Origin of the sequence: Streptomyces sp. XH2, assembly GCF_049725035.1 — a bacterium.
Lineage (GTDB): Bacteria > Actinomycetota > Actinomycetes > Streptomycetales > Streptomycetaceae > Streptomyces > Streptomyces roseoverticillatus.
This window is the reverse complement of record NZ_JBMMMZ010000001.1, coordinates 254,053-274,652: the sequence shown is the minus strand read 5'-3', so window position 1 is coordinate 274,652 and position 20,600 is coordinate 254,053. Positions and strand designations below refer to the sequence as shown.

General features: G+C 70.3%; 22 protein-coding genes and 1 pseudogene. 14 read left to right on the top strand and 9 right to left on the bottom strand.

All coding sequences use genetic code 11. The annotated features are described in order from the left end of the window. Positions 1-257: 257 nt before the first annotated feature. Both ACOTKD_RS01215 and ACOTKD_RS01210 read right to left on the bottom strand, forming a co-directional pair. Complete coding sequence (locus ACOTKD_RS01215) at positions 258-1,130, bottom strand: universal stress protein (RefSeq protein ID WP_424886912.1); 873 nt, start codon at positions 1,128-1,130, stop codon at positions 258-260. Positions 1,131-1,280: 150 nt separating this feature from the next. Further along, positions 1,281-1,892 (bottom strand): Rv1733c family protein, encoded by a 612-nt coding sequence (locus tag ACOTKD_RS01210; protein ID WP_424886911.1) that lies wholly within the window; start codon positions 1,890-1,892, stop codon positions 1,281-1,283. A gap of 182 nt (positions 1,893-2,074) precedes the next feature. On the opposite strand from ACOTKD_RS01210, the gene ACOTKD_RS01205 reads away from it, so the two are divergent. Continuing rightward, on the top strand, positions 2,075-2,662 hold the full coding sequence (locus ACOTKD_RS01205; RefSeq protein WP_424886910.1) for a helix-turn-helix transcriptional regulator: 588 nt from the start codon (positions 2,075-2,077) through the stop codon (positions 2,660-2,662). Continuing rightward, positions 2,655-4,283, top strand: a complete 1,629-nt coding sequence (locus tag ACOTKD_RS01200) for an FAD-dependent monooxygenase (RefSeq protein ID WP_424886909.1) — start codon at positions 2,655-2,657, stop codon at positions 4,281-4,283. The genes ACOTKD_RS01205 and ACOTKD_RS01200 overlap by 8 nt, the downstream gene beginning before the upstream one ends. On the opposite strand, the gene ACOTKD_RS01195 is transcribed toward ACOTKD_RS01200, so the two are convergent. Beyond that, complete coding sequence (locus ACOTKD_RS01195) at positions 4,280-4,675, bottom strand: PPOX class F420-dependent oxidoreductase (protein ID WP_424886908.1); 396 nt, start codon at positions 4,673-4,675, stop codon at positions 4,280-4,282. The two genes, ACOTKD_RS01200 and ACOTKD_RS01195, sit on opposite strands and share 4 nt — an antisense overlap. A gap of 118 nt (positions 4,676-4,793) precedes the next feature. Further along, positions 4,794-5,246, bottom strand: a complete 453-nt coding sequence (locus tag ACOTKD_RS01190) for a VOC family protein (protein ID WP_424886907.1) — start codon at positions 5,244-5,246, stop codon at positions 4,794-4,796. 21 nt (positions 5,247-5,267) lie between these two features. On the opposite strand from ACOTKD_RS01190, the gene ACOTKD_RS01185 reads away from it, so the two are divergent. The 4 genes from ACOTKD_RS01185 to ACOTKD_RS01170 all read left to right on the top strand — a co-directional run bounded on the left by ACOTKD_RS01185 (position 5,268) and on the right by ACOTKD_RS01170 (position 7,961). Further along, positions 5,268-5,870 (top strand): CGNR zinc finger domain-containing protein, encoded by a 603-nt coding sequence (locus ACOTKD_RS01185; RefSeq protein WP_424886906.1) that lies wholly within the window; start codon positions 5,268-5,270, stop codon positions 5,868-5,870. Between the two features lie 209 nt (positions 5,871-6,079). After that, positions 6,080-6,499, top strand: coding sequence for a hypothetical protein (locus tag ACOTKD_RS01180; RefSeq protein ID WP_424886905.1), 420 nt, complete (start codon positions 6,080-6,082; stop codon positions 6,497-6,499). Between the two features lie 98 nt (positions 6,500-6,597). Next, on the top strand, positions 6,598-6,861 hold the full coding sequence (locus ACOTKD_RS01175) for a winged helix-turn-helix domain-containing protein (protein WP_424887354.1): 264 nt from the start codon (positions 6,598-6,600) through the stop codon (positions 6,859-6,861). 398 nt (positions 6,862-7,259) lie between these two features. Then, positions 7,260-7,961, top strand: a complete 702-nt coding sequence (locus ACOTKD_RS01170) for a hypothetical protein (RefSeq protein WP_424886904.1) — start codon at positions 7,260-7,262, stop codon at positions 7,959-7,961. Between the two features lie 291 nt (positions 7,962-8,252). On the opposite strand, the gene ACOTKD_RS01165 is transcribed toward ACOTKD_RS01170, so the two are convergent. After that, complete coding sequence (locus ACOTKD_RS01165) at positions 8,253-9,455, bottom strand: globin domain-containing protein (RefSeq protein WP_424886903.1); 1,203 nt, start codon at positions 9,453-9,455, stop codon at positions 8,253-8,255. Positions 9,456-9,988: 533 nt separating this feature from the next. Between ACOTKD_RS01165 and ACOTKD_RS01160 the strand changes: the two genes are divergently transcribed. Further along, entirely contained in the window at positions 9,989-10,888 is a 900-nt protein-coding gene (locus ACOTKD_RS01160) for a hypothetical protein (protein ID WP_424886902.1), read from the top strand. A 160-nt stretch (positions 10,889-11,048) separates the two neighbouring features. After that, entirely contained in the window at positions 11,049-11,498 is a 450-nt protein-coding gene (locus ACOTKD_RS01155; protein WP_424886901.1) for a DUF523 domain-containing protein, read from the top strand. A gap of 162 nt (positions 11,499-11,660) precedes the next feature. Here the strand turns inward: ACOTKD_RS01155 and ACOTKD_RS01150 are convergent, their stop codons facing one another. Continuing rightward, positions 11,661-11,888 carry a hypothetical protein gene (locus ACOTKD_RS01150; protein ID WP_424886900.1) on the bottom strand — a complete coding sequence of 76 codons (228 nt, stop codon included), beginning with the start codon at positions 11,886-11,888 and terminating at the stop codon, positions 11,661-11,663. On the opposite strand from ACOTKD_RS01150, the gene ACOTKD_RS01145 reads away from it, so the two are divergent. After that, a complete protein-coding gene (locus ACOTKD_RS01145; protein ID WP_424886899.1) occupies positions 11,889-12,260 on the top strand; it encodes a hypothetical protein in 372 nt (123 codons plus the stop codon). A gap of 107 nt (positions 12,261-12,367) precedes the next feature. Next, positions 12,368-12,883, top strand: a complete 516-nt coding sequence (locus ACOTKD_RS01140; RefSeq protein WP_424886898.1) for a hypothetical protein — start codon at positions 12,368-12,370, stop codon at positions 12,881-12,883. A 60-nt stretch (positions 12,884-12,943) separates the two neighbouring features. On the opposite strand, the gene ACOTKD_RS01135 is transcribed toward ACOTKD_RS01140, so the two are convergent. After that, on the bottom strand, positions 12,944-13,264 hold the full coding sequence (locus ACOTKD_RS01135) for a hypothetical protein (protein WP_424886897.1): 321 nt from the start codon (positions 13,262-13,264) through the stop codon (positions 12,944-12,946). 245 nt (positions 13,265-13,509) lie between these two features. Here ACOTKD_RS01135 and ACOTKD_RS01130 point away from each other — a divergent pair. Both ACOTKD_RS01130 and ACOTKD_RS01125 read left to right on the top strand, forming a co-directional pair. Next, positions 13,510-13,769: pseudogene (locus ACOTKD_RS01130) on the top strand (YciI family protein); the annotation flags it as partial. Positions 13,770-14,007: 238 nt separating this feature from the next. Continuing rightward, entirely contained in the window at positions 14,008-15,516 is a 1,509-nt protein-coding gene (locus ACOTKD_RS01125) for a glycosyltransferase family 39 protein (RefSeq protein ID WP_424886896.1), read from the top strand. A 667-nt stretch (positions 15,517-16,183) separates the two neighbouring features. Here ACOTKD_RS01125 and ACOTKD_RS01120 read toward each other — a convergent pair. Then, positions 16,184-17,464 carry a phosphatase PAP2 family protein gene (locus ACOTKD_RS01120; RefSeq protein ID WP_424886895.1) on the bottom strand — a complete coding sequence of 427 codons (1,281 nt, stop codon included), beginning with the start codon at positions 17,462-17,464 and terminating at the stop codon, positions 16,184-16,186. Positions 17,465-18,020: 556 nt separating this feature from the next. On the opposite strand from ACOTKD_RS01120, the gene ACOTKD_RS01115 reads away from it, so the two are divergent. Continuing rightward, a complete protein-coding gene (locus ACOTKD_RS01115; RefSeq protein WP_424886894.1) occupies positions 18,021-18,275 on the top strand; it encodes a ribbon-helix-helix protein in 255 nt (84 codons plus the stop codon). After that, positions 18,272-18,646, top strand: coding sequence for a PIN domain-containing protein (locus tag ACOTKD_RS01110; protein WP_424886893.1), 375 nt, complete (start codon positions 18,272-18,274; stop codon positions 18,644-18,646). The genes ACOTKD_RS01115 and ACOTKD_RS01110 overlap by 4 nt, the downstream gene beginning before the upstream one ends. A gap of 536 nt (positions 18,647-19,182) precedes the next feature. On the opposite strand, the gene ACOTKD_RS01105 is transcribed toward ACOTKD_RS01110, so the two are convergent. Continuing rightward, positions 19,183-20,598, bottom strand: a complete 1,416-nt coding sequence (locus ACOTKD_RS01105) for a DEAD/DEAH box helicase (protein ID WP_424886892.1) — start codon at positions 20,596-20,598, stop codon at positions 19,183-19,185. Positions 20,599-20,600: the final 2 nt, after the last annotated feature.

Below are 20,600 nucleotides of genomic sequence, written 5' to 3'. Positions count from 1 at the left end.
GCGTTGCCCTTCTACCACCGCTCGGTGGTTGAAGGGCAACGCCTGTTGCTACCCGGAGCGTTCAGCGACCGGCCTCGGGGGAGGAGGGGCTGCGTTGCGTGCGTCGTGACGACGCGATCCGCACGCACGCCATCGGCCGGGCACTCTCCCCGTCGGCGGGCGGTCGCCTGTCAGTGTCGCCGCCGGCAGCCGGCATCCACCGCGGCGGGTCCACGGGGATGCTTTGGTACGCGGGCGGGGCCCATGGGCGGCTGCTGCTACGGGTGGGGGACCACCGCGACGGGGCACTGCGCGTGATGCAGTGCGGCATGGGTGACCGAACCGATCAGCGGCAGATCGCCGAGTTCGGGAAGGCGGCGCCCCACGACGATGAGGGACGCCCGGTCGGCGTGGGTGAGCAGGACCTCCGCCGCGCTGCCGAGCTCCGTGTGCTCGACGACCGCGACCTGAGGGTACTTCTCGCGCCAGGGGCGCAGCGCCTCGGCCAGCCGTTCGCGCTCCAGGGGTTCGAGGCCGCCGGCCTCGTCGGCCAGGTACATCGATCCCGGGCTCCAGGCGAAGACCGGCGGGACGCTCCAGGCCCGCACGGCCCGCACGCGCGCCCCGCGCGCCGCCGCCGTCGCGAAGGCGAACTCCAGGACGGGCGCGGCGGCCTCGTCCGTGTCCTGGACGCCCACCACCACCTCGCCCCACTCCGGCCGGGGTTCCTGCCCACGAGAGGTGCGCACCAGGACCAGCGGCGCGTCCACGCGGCGCAGCACCTTGAGCGCCACCGAGCCGATCAGGAAGCCGACCACCGCGCCGTGGCCGCGCGAACCGAGCACCAGCATCTCGGACACGGACGCCGCGGCGATCAGCGCGGGCACCGGGTCCTCCGGCAGCAGCTGGGTGGTGACCGTCAGATCAGGCGCGGACGCCGTGACCCGTTCCTCCGCCTCGCGCAGCACGTCCACGGCCCACCGCCGTTGCACCTCGGCGTCCGAGGCGACGGGAAAGTCCGAGGGGCGCCACACCCAGGCGAACACCAGGCTCAGTGCCATGCCGCGGCGCCGGGCTTCGGCGGCCGCCCAGTCCGCGGCAGCCAGGCTGTGTTCGGTACCGTCCAGGCCGACGGTGATGATGCCGGGCATCGAAGCCTCCAGGAAGACGGGAAGGGACGAAGCGGCCGAAGCCGCTCTGTGCATACTGTTCCCCGGCCCTCCACCGCCCGGTGAGGGACCGAAGGTCCCCGGCTGCGAGACGAGAGTCCCTGGAGGGAACCGACGGGCCGGAGGCGGACGTCAGGTCGGCAGCCTCTTCGACCACTGCGGCTCGACGATCTCCCACTGCGCCGCCCAGTGCGCATACCGCCGGCGGTCGTACGCCACCGTGACCGCCGCCCTGACGCCCAGAAAGGCCAGGATCAGGAGCGCGGCGGTCACGGCGCCGGTGAACCACCCCGCCTCCACGGCGGCTCCGCGCTCCAGCGGGGGCCGCGCCGGCTCACCTGCGGCGTCCACCCAGATCCGCACCCTCTCGCCCCGGACCGTGCCCGAGGGGACGTCGGCGAAGTCCATGCGGGAGGCGCCCTGGCCGTCCGTCCACCGGACCGGCGCCGTCCGGGTGCCGGAGCGGGATACGGCCCCGTACGCGTCCCCAGCCGACCGGACGGTGATCTGATGCCTCGATGCCGACTGCTCCCGCACCGTGCGCATTTGAGCGTCGTAGGCGCTCCGGCCGGCCAGGTACGGCACGCATGCCAGCGCTGCCGCGAGCAGCACCAGCAAGCACGCGCGGTGCCGGCGCTCGTGGCGGTCGCAGGGTCGCCGGGGAGGAAGGGCCCGCCGGCGGCCCGGCCGGCGGCCCATGGGAAGGGACGGCCTGCGCGGGCGCGGGGTGCGATCCGTGGTCATGGTGCGCCTCCTGGGGACAGGAGCCGTCCGGCTCGTCTTTCCCCAACCATCGGACCACCGCCGGAAGGGGGGCACGGGGCCGAAGGTCCCGTGGCGCGGACGTATGGCCCGGGCCTGTGATTACTCGGATCCGAGTAGTAGGATCCAAGTGATCGCGATTCCGAGCCCGACCATGGAGTGAGATGACCGTCAAACGACCCGTCAACCCCCTGGCTCTCGCAGTGCTGGGCTTGCTGCTGGAGCAGCCCATGCACCCCCACGCCATGGCGACCGCCCTTCGGGAACGGCAGATGGACCGGGCCTTCAAACTGACCACCGGGTCGCTGTACGACACGGTGCGGGCCCTGGCCCGGGACGGCTGGATCGAGGCGGCCGACACCGAGCGGGTCGGCGGCCGCCCGGCGCGCACCGTCTACCGGCACACCCGCGAGGGGCAGCAGAACTTCACCGAATGGCTGGACGAGATCGTCCGCGAGCCCTCCCGGGAGTACCCGAAGTTCCTGTCCGCCGTCAGCTACCTGGGCGTACTGGGGCAGCAGCGGGCAGCGCAGGCGCTGCGGGAACGGGCGGCGGCCTTGAAGACCCGGATCTCCGAGGGCGAGCAGGCGTACCGGACCGCCAGGGAGCAGCACAAGGCGCCCCGGCTGTTCGTGATCGAGGCGGAGTACGCCCAGGCGATGCTGCAAGCGGAAATGCAGTGGGTGCTGCGCACCGCCGAGGAGATCGAGCAGGGCACCCTGGAATGGCCGGCGGTCTCCCCTGATGCCTGACACGACCGCGCCCGTGACAGCACGGGCCGAGCAGCACCCACCCAACGCGCCGACATCCGGCAACCCACCGACCGCCTTGCGGTCCCCGGCACCACAGCTGCCGGCAGGCGCACCGGACGGCGACGCCGACGTCCTGGTGGTGGGAGCAGGGCCCGCCGGGTTGATGCTGGCCTGCGAGCTGGGGCTGGGCAAGGTGCGCACCGTGCTGCTTGAACGGCATCCCGCACCGCCGGGCTTCTGCCGTGGCTTCAACCTCAACGCCCGCAGCCTGGAACTGCTCGACCGCCGCGGCCTCGCCGATCGCTTCCTCGCCGAGGGCCCCACCGTGCCGACCACCGCGTTCACCGGAGCGGCCCGGCTCGACCTGGCCGCCATGCGCACCAAGCACCCCTACGTGCTGGGCATCGCGCAGACCAGAGTGGAGGAGCTCCTCACCGAGCGGGCCATGGAACTGGGCGTGCGCATCCTGCGCGGTCACCGGCTGACCGGGCTGCGCCAGGACGACAGCGGGGTGTGCGCCGAGGTCGACTCCCCGGACGGGCGGATGCTGCTGCGCTCAGGCTGGCTGGCCGGCTGCGACGGCGGCCGCAGCACGGTGCGCAAGCTGGCCGGCATCGGTTTTCCCGGCACCCCCGCACGCCGCTTCGCCCTGCTCGGGGACGTGGTCCTGGCGGACCCGCAGGCGATCCCCTTCGGGATGACGGCCGGCGCGAACGGCACGGTCTTCGCCATCCCCAGGCCCGGCTACGTACGGCTGATCACCGATGACCCCCGGCCGCCGGACAACCGGGACGAGCCGGTGACACTGCCCGGCTTCCAGGACGTACTGGACCGGGCGCTGGGGCGGCACGTGGAGATAGCCGAAGCGCACTGGCTGACCCGGTTCGGGGACGCGGCCCGGCTGGCCGAACGGCTGCGACACGGCCGCGTACTGCTGGTGGGCGACGCCGCGCACATCCACCCCCCTGCCGGCGCCATCGGCGTCAACGCGGCCATCGACGACGCGATGAATCTCGGCTGGAAGCTCGGTCTGACGGCGCGCGGGCAAGCCCCCGACAGCCTCCTGGACACCTACCACACCGAGCGGCACGCGGCCGGTGCCAGGCTGCTGCGCAACACCCAGGCACAGATGCTGGTCGCCGCGGAGGGCGAGCGGCTGGCACCGGTGCGCGAGCTGCTCGCCGAGCTGGCGCACGCCGAGGAGACGGCCGGATACCTTGCCGAGGAGATCACCGGCGTCGGCACCCGTTACCCGGTGCACCACGGCTCCGGCCATCCCTGGGAGGGAAAGATGGTGCCGGACGTCCCGCTGGAACGAGACGGCCTGCTGCCACTGCTGGCCCGTACGGGTGGCGGAGCACTGCTGGTGGACGAGAGCACAGGCACGGACGCGCTGCGCGAGGCGGCCGGGCCGTGGGCGGACCGGGTGACCGTGGCGTCGGCGCGGCCTGACGGCCTGGCAGGTGCGCCCGCGATACTCGTCCGCCCGGACGGTCACGCCGCCTGGGCAGGCACGCCCCCGGCACCCCGCCGCACCACCGCCCAGCAGTTGCGCGAAGCCCTGCACCACTGGTTCGGGCCCCCGGTGGGGGTTACGGGGCCGGGAACGTCCGCTGCTTAACGGCCGAAGCCGGAGACCCTCTGCGCAGTCACCCGGACGATCAGCCGGAGGACGTCGTCCGACTCGGCAGGCGGGTCCTCGCCGAGGTACTTCTGCGAGAGCTCGCGCGGGAGCGACTTGTCCGGGTCCTCGATCAGTTCGGCGGTTCCGCGGATGTCCACGGAGTGGTACGGGTTCTCGGTGTCGTAGACGGTGAGGCTGATCCGAGGGTCCCGGGCGAGGTTTCGGGCCTTCTGCCGCCCTGCCGTGGTGGAGAACAGCACCGCGTCTCCGTCCCTCGCTATCCAGACCACCGAGGTCTGCGGCCCGCCGTCCTGGTTCAGCGTCGCGACGGTGGCGAAGTTCGCCCCGTCCAGAAGTTTGCGCGTTCCCTCGTTGAACACTACTGACACGGTTTCACCCTTCTGATCAGCGTTCCGTATGTTCACTGTTCGTGCGGAACGAATGCGAGGGCCGGGTTCTTCCCGATGTGGCATTGCGGCATCAACGAGCTGCCGGCGGCGGCCCGGCTCACGCCGCGCAGAACTCGTTGCCTTCCGGGTCCTGCATGACCCACCAGTGCCCGGCGGGCCCCTTGTCGACCTCGCTGACGCGGGTCGCCCCCAGGGCCTCCAGCCGGGCCACCAGCTCATCCAAGCCACCGGGCTCGCTGTGGATGTCCAGGTGCAGACGGTTCTTGCCCGCCTTGCCCTCGGGCACGTCCTGGAAGAGCAGCCGTCGGCCGCGGCCGATGCCGCTCGTCTGATCGAAGGGGTCTTCGGGGTGGCGGATCGCCGCGTAGCCGCGGAAGTTCTTGCGGCCGCGATGCTCGGTGACCGCCTCCTCGCCGATGTGGCCGGCGGCCAGCAGCTGCTCGATGAGCGCGCTGGGGTCTTCCACCTCGTACTCAAGGGCCGCCGCCCAGAAGTCCGCGAGGGCGGGTGCGTTCGTGCTGTCGATGACCAGTTTCCAACTCAATGCCATGTAACCAGTTATATTGGTTACATGGACACCTCCGCAACCAAGGGACTGACGCTGCACTCCCGCACCGGCGTCGCCTACCGGTTCGACCCCGGCGCGCTGTGCCTGGAACTGCTGCCCACCGGCGGCCCCGGCCCCTACCGCCGGTACGAGGTCCTGCACGAGCCCACCGACCTCGCGGCCTGGGCCGAACGGTCACGTCTGACACCGACGCCCGCGCTGGAAATCTCCCGAGCCGAGGTGGCCGACGCGCGAAGGCTGCGCGATGCACTGTTCCGGGTGGCCGTCGCCCACACACACGGCGAACCGCACCCGCCCGGCGACCTGGAAGTCATCAATGAGGCGGCCGCCCGGCCGGCCCTGGCACCCGCCATCGCACCGAACGGGCGGCGCCAGTGGGCCGGAACCCCCAGTGGCACACACCTGCTGGCCACCGTCGCCCGGGATGCCGTCGACCTGCTGACCGGCTCCTTCGTGCACCGCATCCGCACGTGCGCCGCCGAGGACTGCCACCTCATCTACGTCGACACCTCACGCCCCGGCCGCCGCCGCTGGTGCTCCATGGAGCACTGCGGCAACCGCCACAAGGTCAGGGCACTACGCGCCCGCCACACCGAGGAAGGGTGACCACGACGCCCACAGGGCTCACCAGCGACGCCGGCTAGCGGATCGGCGTGTCGCGCACGCTGACCCACCCCGCGCCCGTCGCCCGGGACTTCATCAGCGGCCCCGAAGGACCCGCCCTCCGGCTCGGCCCCGGCGCGCCCTCGCACTTGCCAGACAGGAAAGTACTTGCCATTCTGGAAAGAGGAAGTGAGCGGGAGCGAGGGGGAGTCATGCACAGGGTCACTGGTGCCGAGGTGGCGTTGGGCCGGGCGGCTGATGCAGAGAAGGCGGCGCGGGCCCGGAGCGGCTGGTACGCGCGCTATCTCTGGGTCTTCGCCGCAGGGCAGCTGATCCTCGTCCCGATTGCCGTCCTGTGGCACGGCTTCGCCTCGGCCTTGGTGTTCGGGCTCGCCAACACGTTCCTCGTGACGGGATTGAGCCTGTACGCCGCACGACAGCGCGTGGTGCGCCGCCGTTTCGGCGTCAAGCACGGCGTGATCGTGGGATCCTGGGCCATCGTCTTTGTTCTGACGGTCACGCTCGGGAACGCGATGTTTGCGAACAGCCCCGCCTTCGCGGCAGCGGCTGCGTCGGCGTGCGCGCTGCCGCTCGCGACGGGCGCCTGGCTTGAGATGCGGCGGTCGTCGTGACGGAAGGCAGGGCCGCGGGAGAGACCGCGGGAGAGACCGGGGGAGAGGGGACTCCCGCCGGACCGCGGGGCAGCCACCCTCGCCACGCCCTCGCACCCCTGCTCAACGCACCCGTGCGCCTGTCGGTAGTGGCAGCCCTGGCCCCGATCGAGAAGGCCGAATTCGGCTTTGTGCGCGACCTGGTGGAGGTCACTGACTCGGTCCTCTCCAAGCAGGTGTCGGCGCTGGAAGAGGCGGGCTGGGTGGCCGTCGCAAAGGGACGGGTGGGCCGGCGCCCGCGGACCTGGCTCTCCCTGACCACTGAGGGGCGTGCTGTCTACCAGCGGCATTTGGCGGCGCTGAGAGCCATCGCCGAAGGCTAGGGGGCCGTCGGGCATCGCGCCGTATGCCCCGGGAGCCCGTCGGCCGACTTCGCTGAAGGTGCCCGGGACCGAGTCGTCACGGTGGTTGGGGACGTGATGAGCGCCGCCTGCGCGATCCGCCGGGGGACGGGCGAGCGCAGATCCGCCGAGTACCTGCTGGGCCCCGGACCCGGGCAGAACGGAGCATTCTCCGAGAGGGGAACCGGCCGTGCGAGTGAGCCGTCGTTTCCGGGAACGAAACTGATCGTTTTCGTGGATAGACAGCAGCTTCCCGTGTTCCTCTCGACGAATGGGGCCCCACCGTGCGTCGTTCCTGGTGTCCTCGGGTCCGGCGGAAGATCACCGCCGGTATCACCTCGGTCGGCCTGATGTGCTTGCTCCACACTCCTGCCGCCGCAGTGTCCCGCGACCACCGTGAGATCTCCGATTGCCTGGGACAGGAGGACGGCTACGACCGCAACCTCCTGCTGGACAACAAGGAATGGGCGCGTGCGGAGAACCGCAGCCTGGGATACCCCAGATACGCGACATGCCGTTTCGTCATCAAGCACGACTCCAGGTACGTCGACTTCGGCCAACGGGCCGTGTCGGACACCTTCGGCGCCTGCAAGGGGCCCGCTTGGGCCGTTGAGCTGCTGGTCAACGAGTCTGTGGCGAGGTCGAAGGCGACGACACGGGAGAGGGAGAGGACCGGGAAGCAGGAGCGGTCCATCGAAAGGAACGTCTCAAGGGCGATCTCAGCAGCCATCGCGGACGTCCTGAATGTCAGCCTCGGCCGCAATGCCACCGTAGGTCAACGGGAAGAACACGAGCACAGGGAGATGCTGGGAGAGACCACGGCGTGGACCGATACCAAGACCGCGGAGAAGAAGAACATCGTCGGTATTCCCGAAGGGAAGAGGGTGTACCTCCAGTCCGCCCCGTGGCTCCAGAAGAGCTCCGGGTACCTGGAGATGAGCTACTGGGAGGGTGAGTCCAGCAGTCGCAGCAGACGCGTGAAGAAAATCGACCTGACGACGCACACCCCGGTCCTGGGGGAGGACAAGAAGCCGCGTATGGACTACCAGACCAGGTGGATGGAGTGCCCCAAGAAGAAGTAGCCCCCGGTCGGCGCGGTGACCATCGATGACATCGGCAGTCCCACCGGCGAGGCCCTGACGGCGGCCGGTGCCACGTCACTGCTGGACCGTGACGCCGGCTGTGCTCCCACCCGACCCGGGACGTTCCGCGAACAGGTGACGGCAGGCTTGGGCCCGGCACCGACAAGGTCAGCCGCCGGAGACGACCACCATGACGGTGCCTTTCATCCTCGGATGGATGCGGCAGTGGTACGGGCCGGCACCCTCCGGCGCCGTTCGCTCGACCTGTGCGATCAGGTCGCCGGCGGCCGGTCAGGCGGTGACGTCGGCCAGCCACAGGTCGGGGCCGAAGACCTCGTAGTGGATGTTGCGAGCAGCGATGCCGTCACGGAGCAGCTGCGACCTGATCTCCCTCATGAAGGGCAACGGGCCGCACAGGTACACGCACCCGTCGGTCGCCAGGTCGAGCTCGTCGAGGTCCATCAGCCCCGCCCGGGAGCCGGGCTCCTCCGCCGCGGACCGTTCGTACCAGAACGTGGACCGTGCGCGGGGCAGCGCATCGACCAGCCGGTGCATGTCACTGCGCAGCGCGTGTTCGCCGGGGGAGCGGTCGGCGTGCAGGACCGTGACGGAACGGGGGGACGCGGTGCTGGCGAGGTGTTCCAGCATGCCGACCATCGGGGTGCAGCCGATGCCGGCGGAGACCAGCACCAGCGGCGCGTCGCTGTCGGTCAGCACCACATCGCCGAAGGGCGCCGAGAGGGTGAGTTCGTCGCCCGCCCGCAGGGTGCGGTGCAGCAGGTTCGATACTTCGCCCTCGGGAGCGCCGTCCCCGTGGACGCGCTTGATGGTGATCCGACGGGTCTGATCACCAGGAGCCGAGGAGAGGCTGTACTGGCGCAACTGGTGAACGCCATCGGGCATCTTGACCCGCACGCTGACGTACTGCCCCGCGCGGGCCCGCGGCGCCGGGGCGCCGTCGGCCGGCCGCAGGAGGAAGGAGGCGGTGTCGGCGGTCTCCTGCCGCCGTTCCAGGACGGTCCACTGCCGCCAGGGGTGCCCCGGCCGCACCTGCGCTTCGAGGTAGAGGCGGGCTTCCTGGGCGATGAGGGCCCCCGCCATCAGCCAGTACACCTCGTCCCAGGCGGCCGCCACGTCGGGGGTGACCGCCTCGCCGAGCACCTCCGCGATGGCGGCGAACAGATACTTGTGCACGATCGTGTACTGGTCGTCGGTGACGCCGACGGCCACGTGCTTGTGCGCGATGCGCGCGAGCAGCGTGTCGGGGCGGGCGCCGGGGTCGGCTGCCAGCGCGCCGGCGAAGGCGGCGACGGCCCCCGCCAGCGCCCGCCGTTGCGCACCGCTCGCCTGGTTGCCGCGGTTGAACATGCCGTCCAGCAGCTCGGGGTGCTCGGCGAACATCGTCGCGTAGAAGCGGGTGGTGATCTCGTCCAATGCCCCACCCACAGCAGGCAGGGTGGCCCGGATCACCGAGGCCGATTCGGCAGACAGCATGGCGCTCCTGAGGGAAACAAGAGGGGGATACGGGGGACAACCGGCCCTGCGCAATCGCGGGCACCCTCAGGTTTAGCAGCCGAGCAGCAGGTCAGCCCGGGCGCGCGGAAGATTCGGGACCAATGTTCGGCAGTCGGGGCCGACCGGTCCTTCACGGGTCCCGCAGACCGGGACCAGCGGCCCATGGGCATGCGCCGGCGAACCGGGTAGTGGGGCCGCGCGGGTTGGCCGGGGTCGGAGGCCGCCACGCAGCGGCTTAGGACGGAGGGCCGTCCGGCCGCGCGCCGGGGTTTGACCACGCGCCGGGGGCCTGGATGACGCCCTGCATCAGTGACGCCGCCTCTCGCAAGGGATTTCCGCGGCTCATGCCGTGTTTGGATGGGAGCCTGCCTTTGTGAGGGGAAACGTTGATACGTACGACGCCGCCGCGCCCGCTGGACGTGACTGCGGAACTTCCCGTGCCGGCGGACCTGGCCAGAACAGCCACTCGCCTGCACCCGCGGCCCGGTGCCCCCACGGTTCATGACAGCTCGGTGGGCGGTCCGCTGCTGTGGCCGGCGGGCGAGCCGTGGCCGGTGTACGAGCCGGTGTACGGGGCCTACGGGCCGCTGACCACGCCGGCGGACGTTCGCACACTGCGGGGGATCGTCACGCAGGCGCGGTCACGGCCGCGGAGGCCCGGCACGGACTCGCTGACCGAGCGGGAGACAGCAGTCGTCGACCGGATCAGGGCCGGGTACGCGCTGGAGCTGCTGCCGGAAGGGCCGCTGCCGCTGATTCCCCTCGCGCAGCTCTACGCCCGCGACGTACCCGGACTTCCGTGCCCCGAGGGGACGGACATGCTTCAAGTGCTGTGGACGCCTTTCGACGAGATCGAAGGGGCCTCCGGTGCCGTGCAGCTGCGATGGCGGTTGTCCTCGGCCGTGCAGGAGGTCCTGGCCGAGCCGCCCGAGCCCGCCTACATCGACATGAGCGACCACGTGCCGGCGCCTTGTGTGCTGCATCCGGAACAGGTTCGGGAGTTCCCGCCGGTGCACCTCCTCACGGAGGAGCAGAAGCAGCGCGTGGACACCTGGACGAAGCAGCGCTCGATCGGCCACCAGCCCCACCAGCACGTGGATTACGAGGGGGACCTGTCCATCGCCCCTGGCTGGAAGCTCGGTGGCTGGCCCGCACACTTCACCCACCGCCATCCGGCGGGCCCCGACGAGCTCCGGTGCGGCGAGTGCGGCGGCCCACTGGAGGCGCTGCTGACCGTTGCCGGCAGCGAGTGGGACGAAAAGAGCCGCAGCTGGTGTCCGGTCGAGGACGTGGACGGAGATCCGTACCACAACCGCACCCCCACGGTCGTGACGGTCGGGCGCGGCTCCACCCTGCAGATCTACACCTGCATCAGCACACCGTCTCACCTACCACGGACGATCATGCAGTAGTGCAGAGGTGGGGGAGAGGCGAAATCCGCCGGCCACTGCACCCGGCTCCCGCGCCCAGGGCCCGATGTCCCGGGCGCGCATGGGCTCGGGATCTGCTGTTGGGCGATGGCCACGCGCGCCCGCCCAAGGCGGGTCCGGGACCTCCAGCTAACCTGACGCGATGGGAACGATCCTGGTCAGCGCATGTCTGCGCGGAGTGCCGTGCCGTTTCGACGGGCAGCACAAGGCGTCGTCGGAGATCAACGAGACACTGGACGGTCACGACGTCGTGTCCTTCTGCCCGGAGGTGGCGGGCGGGCTCACGACCCCGCGGCGGCCCGCTGAGCTGTCGGGCGGTGACGGGCACGACGTGCTCGACGGGACCGCGCGGGTCGTCGAGGACACCGGGCGGGACGTGACAGCGGAGTTCGTGGACGGGGCGCGGCGCGCGCTCGCCGCGGCACAGCACGCGGGCTGCACGGAGGCCTTGTTGATGCCGCGCAGCCCGTCATGCGGGAGGGGCGCGGTGTACGACGGGTCCTTCACCGGGGAACTGGTGCCGGGCGACGGGGTGACCGCGGCGCTGCTCAGCCGGAACGGTATCGCGGTACGGCCCGCCCCCGGGACATGAGCTTGCATCCCAGGTAGCAGTATTCGGGCGGTCGGTCGGACGGGTGGACGAGCGGGTGGGGCGACGGACGGGGGGCGGACATTGCGGCCCCGTGCTCCGGGCACCGCGCCCGTACGCTTCAGCGGCTTGCCCAGCACCGCCGCCTTCGCGGCGCTCCTCCGCTCAGGCCGCCTGGTTCTGCCACGCGGTGATCCGCCTGATGATGAGGACGATGAGTATGCCGGCCGCCAGGTAGAGCGCCGTGAGCAGGGTGGACATGTCGGCGTTGGCCAGCGCGTCCCGCTCGGTCTCCAACTGTTCGGTCGCCAACTGTGAAGCCAGTCGCCATGGGACGGGCTTCACGAGCGTGGCGGCCACCAGCAGCGCCCACCAAGCGTTGACCAGGGCCACGTGCCTGACCTCGACGCCGCATTCACGGCTGCGTACAGGGTCCTTGTTCCCGGCGGCTTCCTGGTCTTCACGATCCCGCACCCCTGTTTCGAGGCGCCCCATGCCACCTGGGCGGAAGCCGAGGACGGAACCGTGCGGAGAGTCGTCGGCGACTACCTCACCGAAGGCTTCTGGCGTTCCGGTAACCCCAAGGGCGCCCGCCGGGCGGGAAACCAGCACCGGACCCTTTCCACCTATCTCACCGCACTGGCACGTCATGGCTTCACCGTCGAAGCCTTCGACGAGCCGGCACCGGATGCCCGCGTTGCTGCCGCGCAGCCTTGGCGCGCGGGGCTGCCGCCCTTCATGGTCCTCCGCACACGCCGAGCGTGATCGCAGCACGACCGGTAGGGGACGGAGTGTCCCGCCGTCTGTTCGTTTTGTTGGATCGCCAAGGGAATCGGGGTGCGTTTGACAGCCGCGGCAGGCAACATGGCCGGATGCCGGATCTGCTGTGGGATGACGTCAGGAACTTCTTCGACCCTGACATGATGGGTGCTCTGCCGGACGTGTCTGTGCAGGGCAGCTCGGTGGGGGACTGGCAGAGGGTGTTCGATCTCGTCCGGTCGAGCGGTTGGGCGTGGGAGTACTCGGAAGGCGGCGTCGCCGGGCCCCTGCCTCCTGCGGTGGAGGTGCTGACGCGTCCGGCTGATGCCGAGACGGTCGATCTGCGGGTCCGGCCGGTTCCGGGCGTGCTGGTGATCTTCCGTCCGATGTCTGCCGAGGAGATCGACTTCGATGTCGACCTCCGGGAACTGCAGGGCCAGGAAGGAGTGAACGTCCTGTGCGAGTTCCTGGCCGCGCTCGGCCGGCGGCTGGGCAAGGCGGTGACCATGTCCGCCGAAGGTGACTACGGGAACCCGGTGCTCGGGTTCGATCCCGGCGCACACCGTGTGGTGCTGATGGCTGACCCGGAGTCGGTTGAGCTCACCGCTGGGGCGGGCCGGGACGTGTAGGAAGACCCGCCGCAGGGCACGGCGCACGGCGCCCGGGGATGTGACGCAGGGCAGACATGCTCAGTCACCTACAGACGCGTCTTGCTCCCTGGACGGGTTCATGCCGTGAAGACACTCGGGGAAGCCCTTGAGCTCCGGGGTGACCGCTGAAGGAACAGAGGAGAGCTGCGAGGGAAGCCGGACGAACAGCGTCGGCCCGAAGGCATTGCAGGTCACGCTGACGGCCTGCTCGACGACCGGCGCGCGCGGCGGTTCCGGCAGAGCAGGGGCAGGGGCAGGGGCAGTGAGTGCGGCAGCGGGAGCGGCCGACGCGGCCATCGTGAGGAGGCCGACGCCGGCGACGGCAAGCAGGCGGCTCGGCAGCCGGAGGGGCGAGGTCATGGAGCAGAGCATGCAGCCCGTGGCCGACGCGCAGCAGTAAGGACACAGCCCCACCCCTCGAGTGAGTGACGGCCTGTCACCCGAGCCGGCACGATGCCGGCACCGTGGCGGGTGTTCGGCGCATATGAGCACACCGGGCGCTTGAGGTGGTGCCTCCGACGTCTCCTCGTTTCCGCCACCAGACGGTGACGGACCTGCCGTACGGTTGCGGTTTCGAGGACGGCGCACGCGGGTGGGGTGATGGGGACTTCCCCGGCGGTCGGGCTGGTGGCAACCGGTACCTGGTGCTCGGCCTCGGCCTCGTCCGGCCGCCGACCTCACCGTGCCGCCCGACCGGGACGAGCTGATCGCGTTCGGACTGCTGCTGTCCGGCGACGGCGCCACTCGGCTGGGAACGACGGCGCTGGTACGGGCCCCCGACCGGGTCACGGCACGTGCTGCCTTGCCCCCGGACCGGTACGCGGAGACAGAGGTCCACGACTGGGAGTTCGCAGGGCGGCGGTGATGGTCAGGCGCACAGCGAGCCGACGACATCTGCGCGTGCGTCTACGGATTGACTGCGGGGCAGCCCACCAAGGCCCCTTTTGGACATTAGATCCGCATTTCGCATAATGTACTGAATTTGGGGGTGCATCTGCTCGGTGTCACACACGATGCGGTTCGCCGCCCGTCCCAGCACCACCCGGTGCGGGAGCGCCAGCGACGAAAGCATCACTGTGACAGCCATCTCACCCCACCCCACCGTGCCTGTCATACCCGGCGAGTTCGCCGCCCATGTCCCCTGGAAGCGTGCGGCCGGGTGGGCGCCGTCGATCCTTGCGCTCGTCCTTGGAGTGTGGGGGAACACGAACCCCTCCGCGTGGACCGACGAAATCGTCACCATCGACGTAGCGCGGCGGTCCTGGCCGCAGATGATGGAGCTGCTGGGGCAGGTCGACGCGGTGCACGGCCTGCACTACGTGCTGATGTACCTGGTCGGGCAGGTGAACGGTGGGCTCAACGAGTTCACCGCCCGGGTGCCCTCCGCAATGGCGGTGGCCGTCGCGGCGGCCGGCGTCACCTGGCTGGGACGGCTGCTCGGCGGTCTGCGACTCGGGATGTGCGCCGGGCTGCTGCTCGCTGTTCTTCCGACCGCGTCGCGGTACGCGCAGGAAGCCCGCTCGTTCGCCTTCGTCATGGCGGTGGCGGTGCTGGCCACGGGGGCCCTGGTGAAAGCCTTGCCCAGCCAGGCCCGAGGCCGGTGGCCGGCCTGCTATGCCGTGCTGATAGCCCTACTGGGCTGGTTCAACCTGCTGGGACTGCTGCTGGTGGCCGCCCACGCGATCACCGTGGCCCTGCGGCGCCCCGGCCGCCGCGTCATCGTGCGCCTGCTGCTGGCCCAGGCCGCGGGCATCGCCGCCGTCGTCCCGCTGCTGATCCTCGGCTCCGCCCAGAGCTCCGCCGTGGGCGAAGCCGCGCCGGTCACCGCGGGCACACCGTTCGGCTACTTCACCTGGCTCCTCACCCCCGGCCAGGACACCCTCCCCACCGCACTGAAACTCCTGCTCACCCTCACCGCTCTCACCGCCCTTGCCCTCCTCGTGATCCGTCGGCACAAGGCCCCGCCTCTGGCCCTCGCGGTCGGCGTGCCCTGGCTGACCGTCCCCCCGCTGCTCCTCATGGCCGTCTCCCTCGGCCACCCGATCTTCGCCTACCGCTACCTGCTGTTCTGCCTGCCGGCCCTGGCCCTGCTGCTCGCGACGGCCGCCACTGTCGTCCCCCTGCGTCTGCGGCTGCTGGCCGTGCTCCTGGCGGCGGTCCCCATCGCGACGTCCCACTACGCCATACGCCAGGAGGACAGCCGCCAGTGGGACACCCGCGCCGTGATCAGAACCCTGCGCATCCACGACGCTCCCGGCGACGCCGTCCTCTTCAACGGTGCCCGGTGCGGCCTGATCGCCACCGCCTTCAAGGAGGCATTCACCGGCCGCCCCGCCCTGGGCAGGGCCCAGACGGCTGCCGAGCTCGGCTCCCTGGACAACCTGCCCGCCGACCCGGCCGTTCTGCAGCAGCGTCTGACCCGTACATCCCGCGTCTGGCACATCACCTGCAACCACCTCTCCGCCGGCGCCCGCCAGGCCGCCGCCCGCACCGCCGCGGCCCAGGAGCAGGCCCTCATCCGCGCAGGCTTCTCCCCGGCCTTCCACCACAGCGCCCGCGGCGTCGACATCACCCTCGAACAACGACCCGCCGCCGGGCGGCCCGCCCACTGACCCCGGAACGGACACACGCGGCCCAGCATTCGGAGAGCCGCCTTCACGCCCCGGCACAGGCAGAGCCCAAAAGGTACTGAAGGGCGCACAGCGGAGCCGGCGATGTCTGTGGCCGGGTTCGGCGCATCGCGGCATGCGATGCGTCCTGAGGCACCACTTCTCCCGGCGCCGCGCTGCTCCGCCACGGCGACCAGGTCCTCCTCGTGGTAGCGATCGGAGGCCAACCTACGCCTCTCAGAGCCGGCGCTGAGGGTCCGGGCTTGCTGTGGTGGCGTCCGGTACGGGTGATGCGATAGGGGAATGCGGCGTGGGGCGACGCGCCGCCGTGGGGGCGCATCGGCATTGTTCGGACGCCGGCGCCCGGAGACTGGTGGCGGTGAGGTTGCGGAAGGGCGGCACGGTGGCGCCGGCACGGGCTTGTCCTGCCCGCCGCACGGGCAGGGGTGGCCCGGGGGTACGGGTTCGGTGTGGCGGGGCCGGCCTGGTCCCCCTGGCCCCCGCACCGGCCGGCGGGGTCCCGGTCGACCGCGCCCGGCGTTTCCGTGGCCTGCATCGGGTCGTGGGCCGCTGTCACGGCCCCGACTGCCTACGCTGCGCTGCTGGAGCCGCTGGGCATGTGCGGGGAGGCTTCGGGAAGCGCTCGGCCCACAACCTGATGCAACATGGCTCAAACCAATTCGGGTTGTGATTCCGGTTGCCGCGCCGGTGCGGTCTTCGATACCCGCTTATCCCACTGTTTGGTGGTCCGTACGTAGCTGTAGATCACCGAGATCATCGCCAGGATGAGAAGCGGTCCGAACACCCACGGATGTTCGGCCATCTCCATCGGCAGATAGCGATACGAGACCAGCAGTGCGGCGAAGACCGTCGCGCCGTAGGCGACCAGCTGGATTCCCGACCGGTCCCAGCCGCGTTCCTGCGAGCGCAACGCTGCCTCGATCGTGAGCGTGAACACCACACCAGCGATGATGTCCGTGCCGTAGTGGTAGCCGAATCCCAGCGTTGCGCCGAGCGTGGAAATCAGCCAGAACGCGCCGAAGAATTGCAGAATGCGTGGACCCTTGCGGGAATGAATGAAGATCGCGGTAGCCCACGCCGTGTGCAGGCTGGGCATGCAGTTGCGTGGAGTGATCTCGTCGAACGGCATGAGGTGCGGCGCGTCGAGCGGCGGCGGTGTGTTCGGCCACAGGTCGGCCACCGCCCAGTGCGTGCCGTCGGCGCCATAGGCGAAGATCGGCCCGACCACCGGGAAGATCATGTAGATGCCCGGGCCGAGGAGGCCGATCGTCAGAAAGGTGCGCACCAGGTGATGGCGGGGGAAGCGGCGCTCGGCCGCCACGTTGCGCAGCTGGTACAGCGCGACGATGACTGCGGCCACCGCGAGCTGAATGTAGACGTAGTCGAGGATGTGGTCGCCGATCGTGCCGGTGGCCTTGACGATCTGGCCTGCCACCCACGACGGGTTGCCCAGAGCGTGGTCGGCGACTGCCACGTACTGGTCGAGCACCGTCGGGCGGGTCTTCGACGTGATGAGCAGCCAGGTGTCGCCGGTCTTGCGGCCGGCGACCAGCAGGAGGCCCAGCCCGACGCCCTTCAGCAGCAGGATGCGTTCCCGGCCGGTGCGGCGTGTGACGGCGATGACCGCGTAGCCCAAAGTCACCCACAACGCGCCGTTGCCGAACATCATCTTGGCGTCGATCGCCCACCGCACCAGAAAAAAGATGACGTCGATGCCGACCGCGACACCAGCCGCGATGAACCGTTCCCGCCAGGTGAGCACCACCATCATCAGCGCCATACCGGCGTAGAGCAGCGGCCCTGATTTGGGGGCGAGTATCACCTCTTTCGCCTGGTTGGTCATCGGCCCCGGCAGGCCGTAGTGACGCGCGGCGATCTCCAGGGCTATGAGGAATCCGAGGGCTACCACACTCGCCGCGACCCACAGCATTACTCGTGGTTGACGCCACGCGGCGAACGTGGTTTTGCTGTCTATTCGCGAAGACTCTCGCGAGGTTTCAGATATCAATTGTTTGGCCGATTTGTTAGTTTTGAGGTAAATGGGTCAATTTGTGTTGGGTGGCGTGATTTCCGGTGAAGGGCGGGCGATCGGGGCGATCACCACGAGGTCGAACATGCTATCGGAGTGGGTCTGGGTGGGTTTCGCTGGTCGTGGGTGGTGTGAAGGAAGGCCGTTCGATCGCGGGTTGCCAATGGTTCTACCGGGGTTGCCCTCGTGTTGTCGCGAGTGCCGGCGCGCGGCGGTCGTCGCGGTGCGACGTGGGCGTGCGGGCATTCGCGGGGCGATGGACTGACTGCCGCCGTCACGGAGGCGGGTCCGCTTCGAGACTGACCTCCGTGGGGCCTGTGCCCAGGCTGGTTGCCGGCAGGTGGGCTGCCTGCCTCCTGCGCGCGCAGGGGTGCGGCCCCAGCTCGCCGGGCTCACTGCAGGCCCGGCAGGGGCAAGGGCTCGCGCAGGCGATTCTACCGGCGGTAGAATCGCCGGTGTGGGTAAACCGACGAGCATCAAGACCACGGAAGAAGTCCGTGACCGACTGCGGATTCTTGCGGCTGAGCGTGGCACCACCATCACGGAGTTGCTGGAGGAGCTTGCGGCCCGTGAGCTGACGCAGGCCGAGCGGGAGGAGCGCGCTCTGCGGGCCGCCCGGGAGCTCGGGGTCGAATACACCGATCAAGTACAGCAGGCGGGTCGGCAGGCCTGGGCGAAGATCCGTGCTCATCAGGGCGGCGCCGCCGGATGAGCACGGCGGCTGTCCTGGATCACACTGCTCTGGCTGCCCTGTACCGGACGGACTCGTTCTTCACGAGCCTGTACGTCGAAGCCTCCCGCGGCACCGGCCGCGTCCTGATCCCGTCACTGGCCGCGCTCGCCGCGGAGCGGGAGGATCCTGGTGCGGGCCGGCACGCAATCTCCTTGCGGTTCGCCGAAAGCATCCCCTTCACGACGGCGCACGCCGCAGCAGCGATGCGCTGGCCGGGCGCCGACTGGCCCGTGGCGCACACGGCTGCCATCGCCTGGCAGGCGGCCGGGGCGGGAGAGCCCGTCACCGTTCTGTCGCTGGAACCCGGGCTGTACGCGGGAACCGGTCTCACCCCGCTGAACCCCCTCTGATCACGCTGCTGCGGACCGTCTCCGACGACGAAGACGGCGAGTATGACGACGTCAACGATCTGCTCGGCTCCGGCGACTGAGGCCAGGCACTGTAAAAGCGCTGAAAGCGCCCCTCATTTCTCGCCGTCCGGGAACGGTTCTCGTTGCCTCGTGTTGCCTTGCCGGTCACCACGGACGCCAGGAGACTGGTGATATCAGCGTGACCGCGCCACTGGAAACGGCGACCGTGTGACGGTCCTTGAGCAGTCGGACGCCGCGATGACCCCCGCGTTCGCGGCCTTGCTCACTTGGCTCAAGAAGCACTTCGCGCAGCAGTGACACGTGACGGGCCAGGTTGTCGGCCGGCGTCCAACAACACAGCCGAGCCGTCGTGGGCGGAGCGACGGAGTGGCGGAGGACTCCGGGTATCGAAGGCGGCGCCGCGCCCCGGCGTCTTCGTTACGAAGGAAAGAAATCGATCTTGCCTTCGATGGTGCGGCGGCTCCGTGGGTGCTCACCTCATGGGTGAGCCCTTGCACGACAGCAGGCAGCGGTTCTCAGGCGCCGCGGCGTACCCGCGCCGCCCTGCGGGCTTCGGCGAGTTTGCGGGCCTCGGCGGCCTTGCGGGATTTGCCGCCGGTGCCGCGGGAGACGTCCTTGCTGGTGCCCAGGCCCCGGAAGGGAGCGTTGGTGTTCTTGGCCCGGGGCATGGCGGGCCCGCCGTCCAGCGGGGTGCCGGAGGGGGCCTTGGCCCCGGTGATCCGGCTCAGCTCCGCTTCGCCCGAGCGCACCTTGGTGATCGTCGGTTCGATGCCGGCCTCGGTCATCAGCCGGCTCGTCTCGCGGCGCTGGCCCGGCAGCACCAGCGTGACGACGCGGCCGGACTCACCGGCCCGCGCAGTGCGGCCCGCGCGGTGCAGGTAGTCCTTGGGATCGGTGGGCGGATCGACATTGACCACGAGATCGAGGTCGTCGACGTGCAGACCACGGGCCGCGACATTGGTCGCCACCAGGACGGTGATCTGGCCGTTCTTGAACTGGGCAAGGGTCCGTGTGCGCTGCGGCTGGGATTTGCCGCTGTGCAGGGCCGCGGCGTGCACTCCGCAGGCCCGCAGATGCCGGGTGAGCTGGTCGACGCCGTGTTTGGTGTCCAGGAACAGCAGGACGCGGCCGTCGCGGGCGGCGATCTCCGTGGTGACGGCGTACCGGTCGGGACCGTGGACGACCAGCACGTGGTGGTCCATCGTCGTGACCGCGCCCGCGGAAGGGTCGACCGAGTGGACGACGGGGTCGTGGAGGTAGCGGCGGACCAGCTGATCGACATCGCGGTCCAGGGTGGCCGAGAACAGCATTCGCTGGCCGTCGGGGTGGACCTGGTCGAGCACCTCGGTGACCTGCGGCAGGAAGCCCATGTCGCACATCTGGTCGGCCTCGTCGAGCACGGTGATCCGTACCCGTCCCAGGCGACAGGCCTTGCGCTCGATGAGGTCGTGCAGGCGGCCGGGAGTGGCGACGACGACCTCGGCACCGTCACGCAGCGCAGCGGCCTGCCGGCCGATCGACATGCCGCCGACGACCGTGGCCGTCCTCAGCCGGAGGGCGTCGGCGTACGGCGCGAGCGCCTCGGTGACCTGCTGGGCCAGCTCCCGGGTCGGCACCAGGATCAGGGCGAGGGGCTGCTTCGGCTCCGCGCGCCGCCCGGCCGTCCGGGCGAGCAGCGGCAGGCCGAAGGCGAGCGTCTTGCCGGATCCGGTGCGCCCGCGCCCCAGGACATCGTGGCCCGCGAGGGAGTGCGGCAACGTGGCTGCCTGGATCGGGAAGGGCTGGTGCAGACCGAGTCCGGTGAGCGTGCGGAGCACCTCGGCCGGCAATGCCAGGTCGGCGAAGGAAGCGATCGGGTCCACCGCCGGGGTGGGGGTCAGCGGCTGGGTGGGGTCGCCGTGCGAGGTGCCGGGGCGGTCCGGGTGGTTCACGA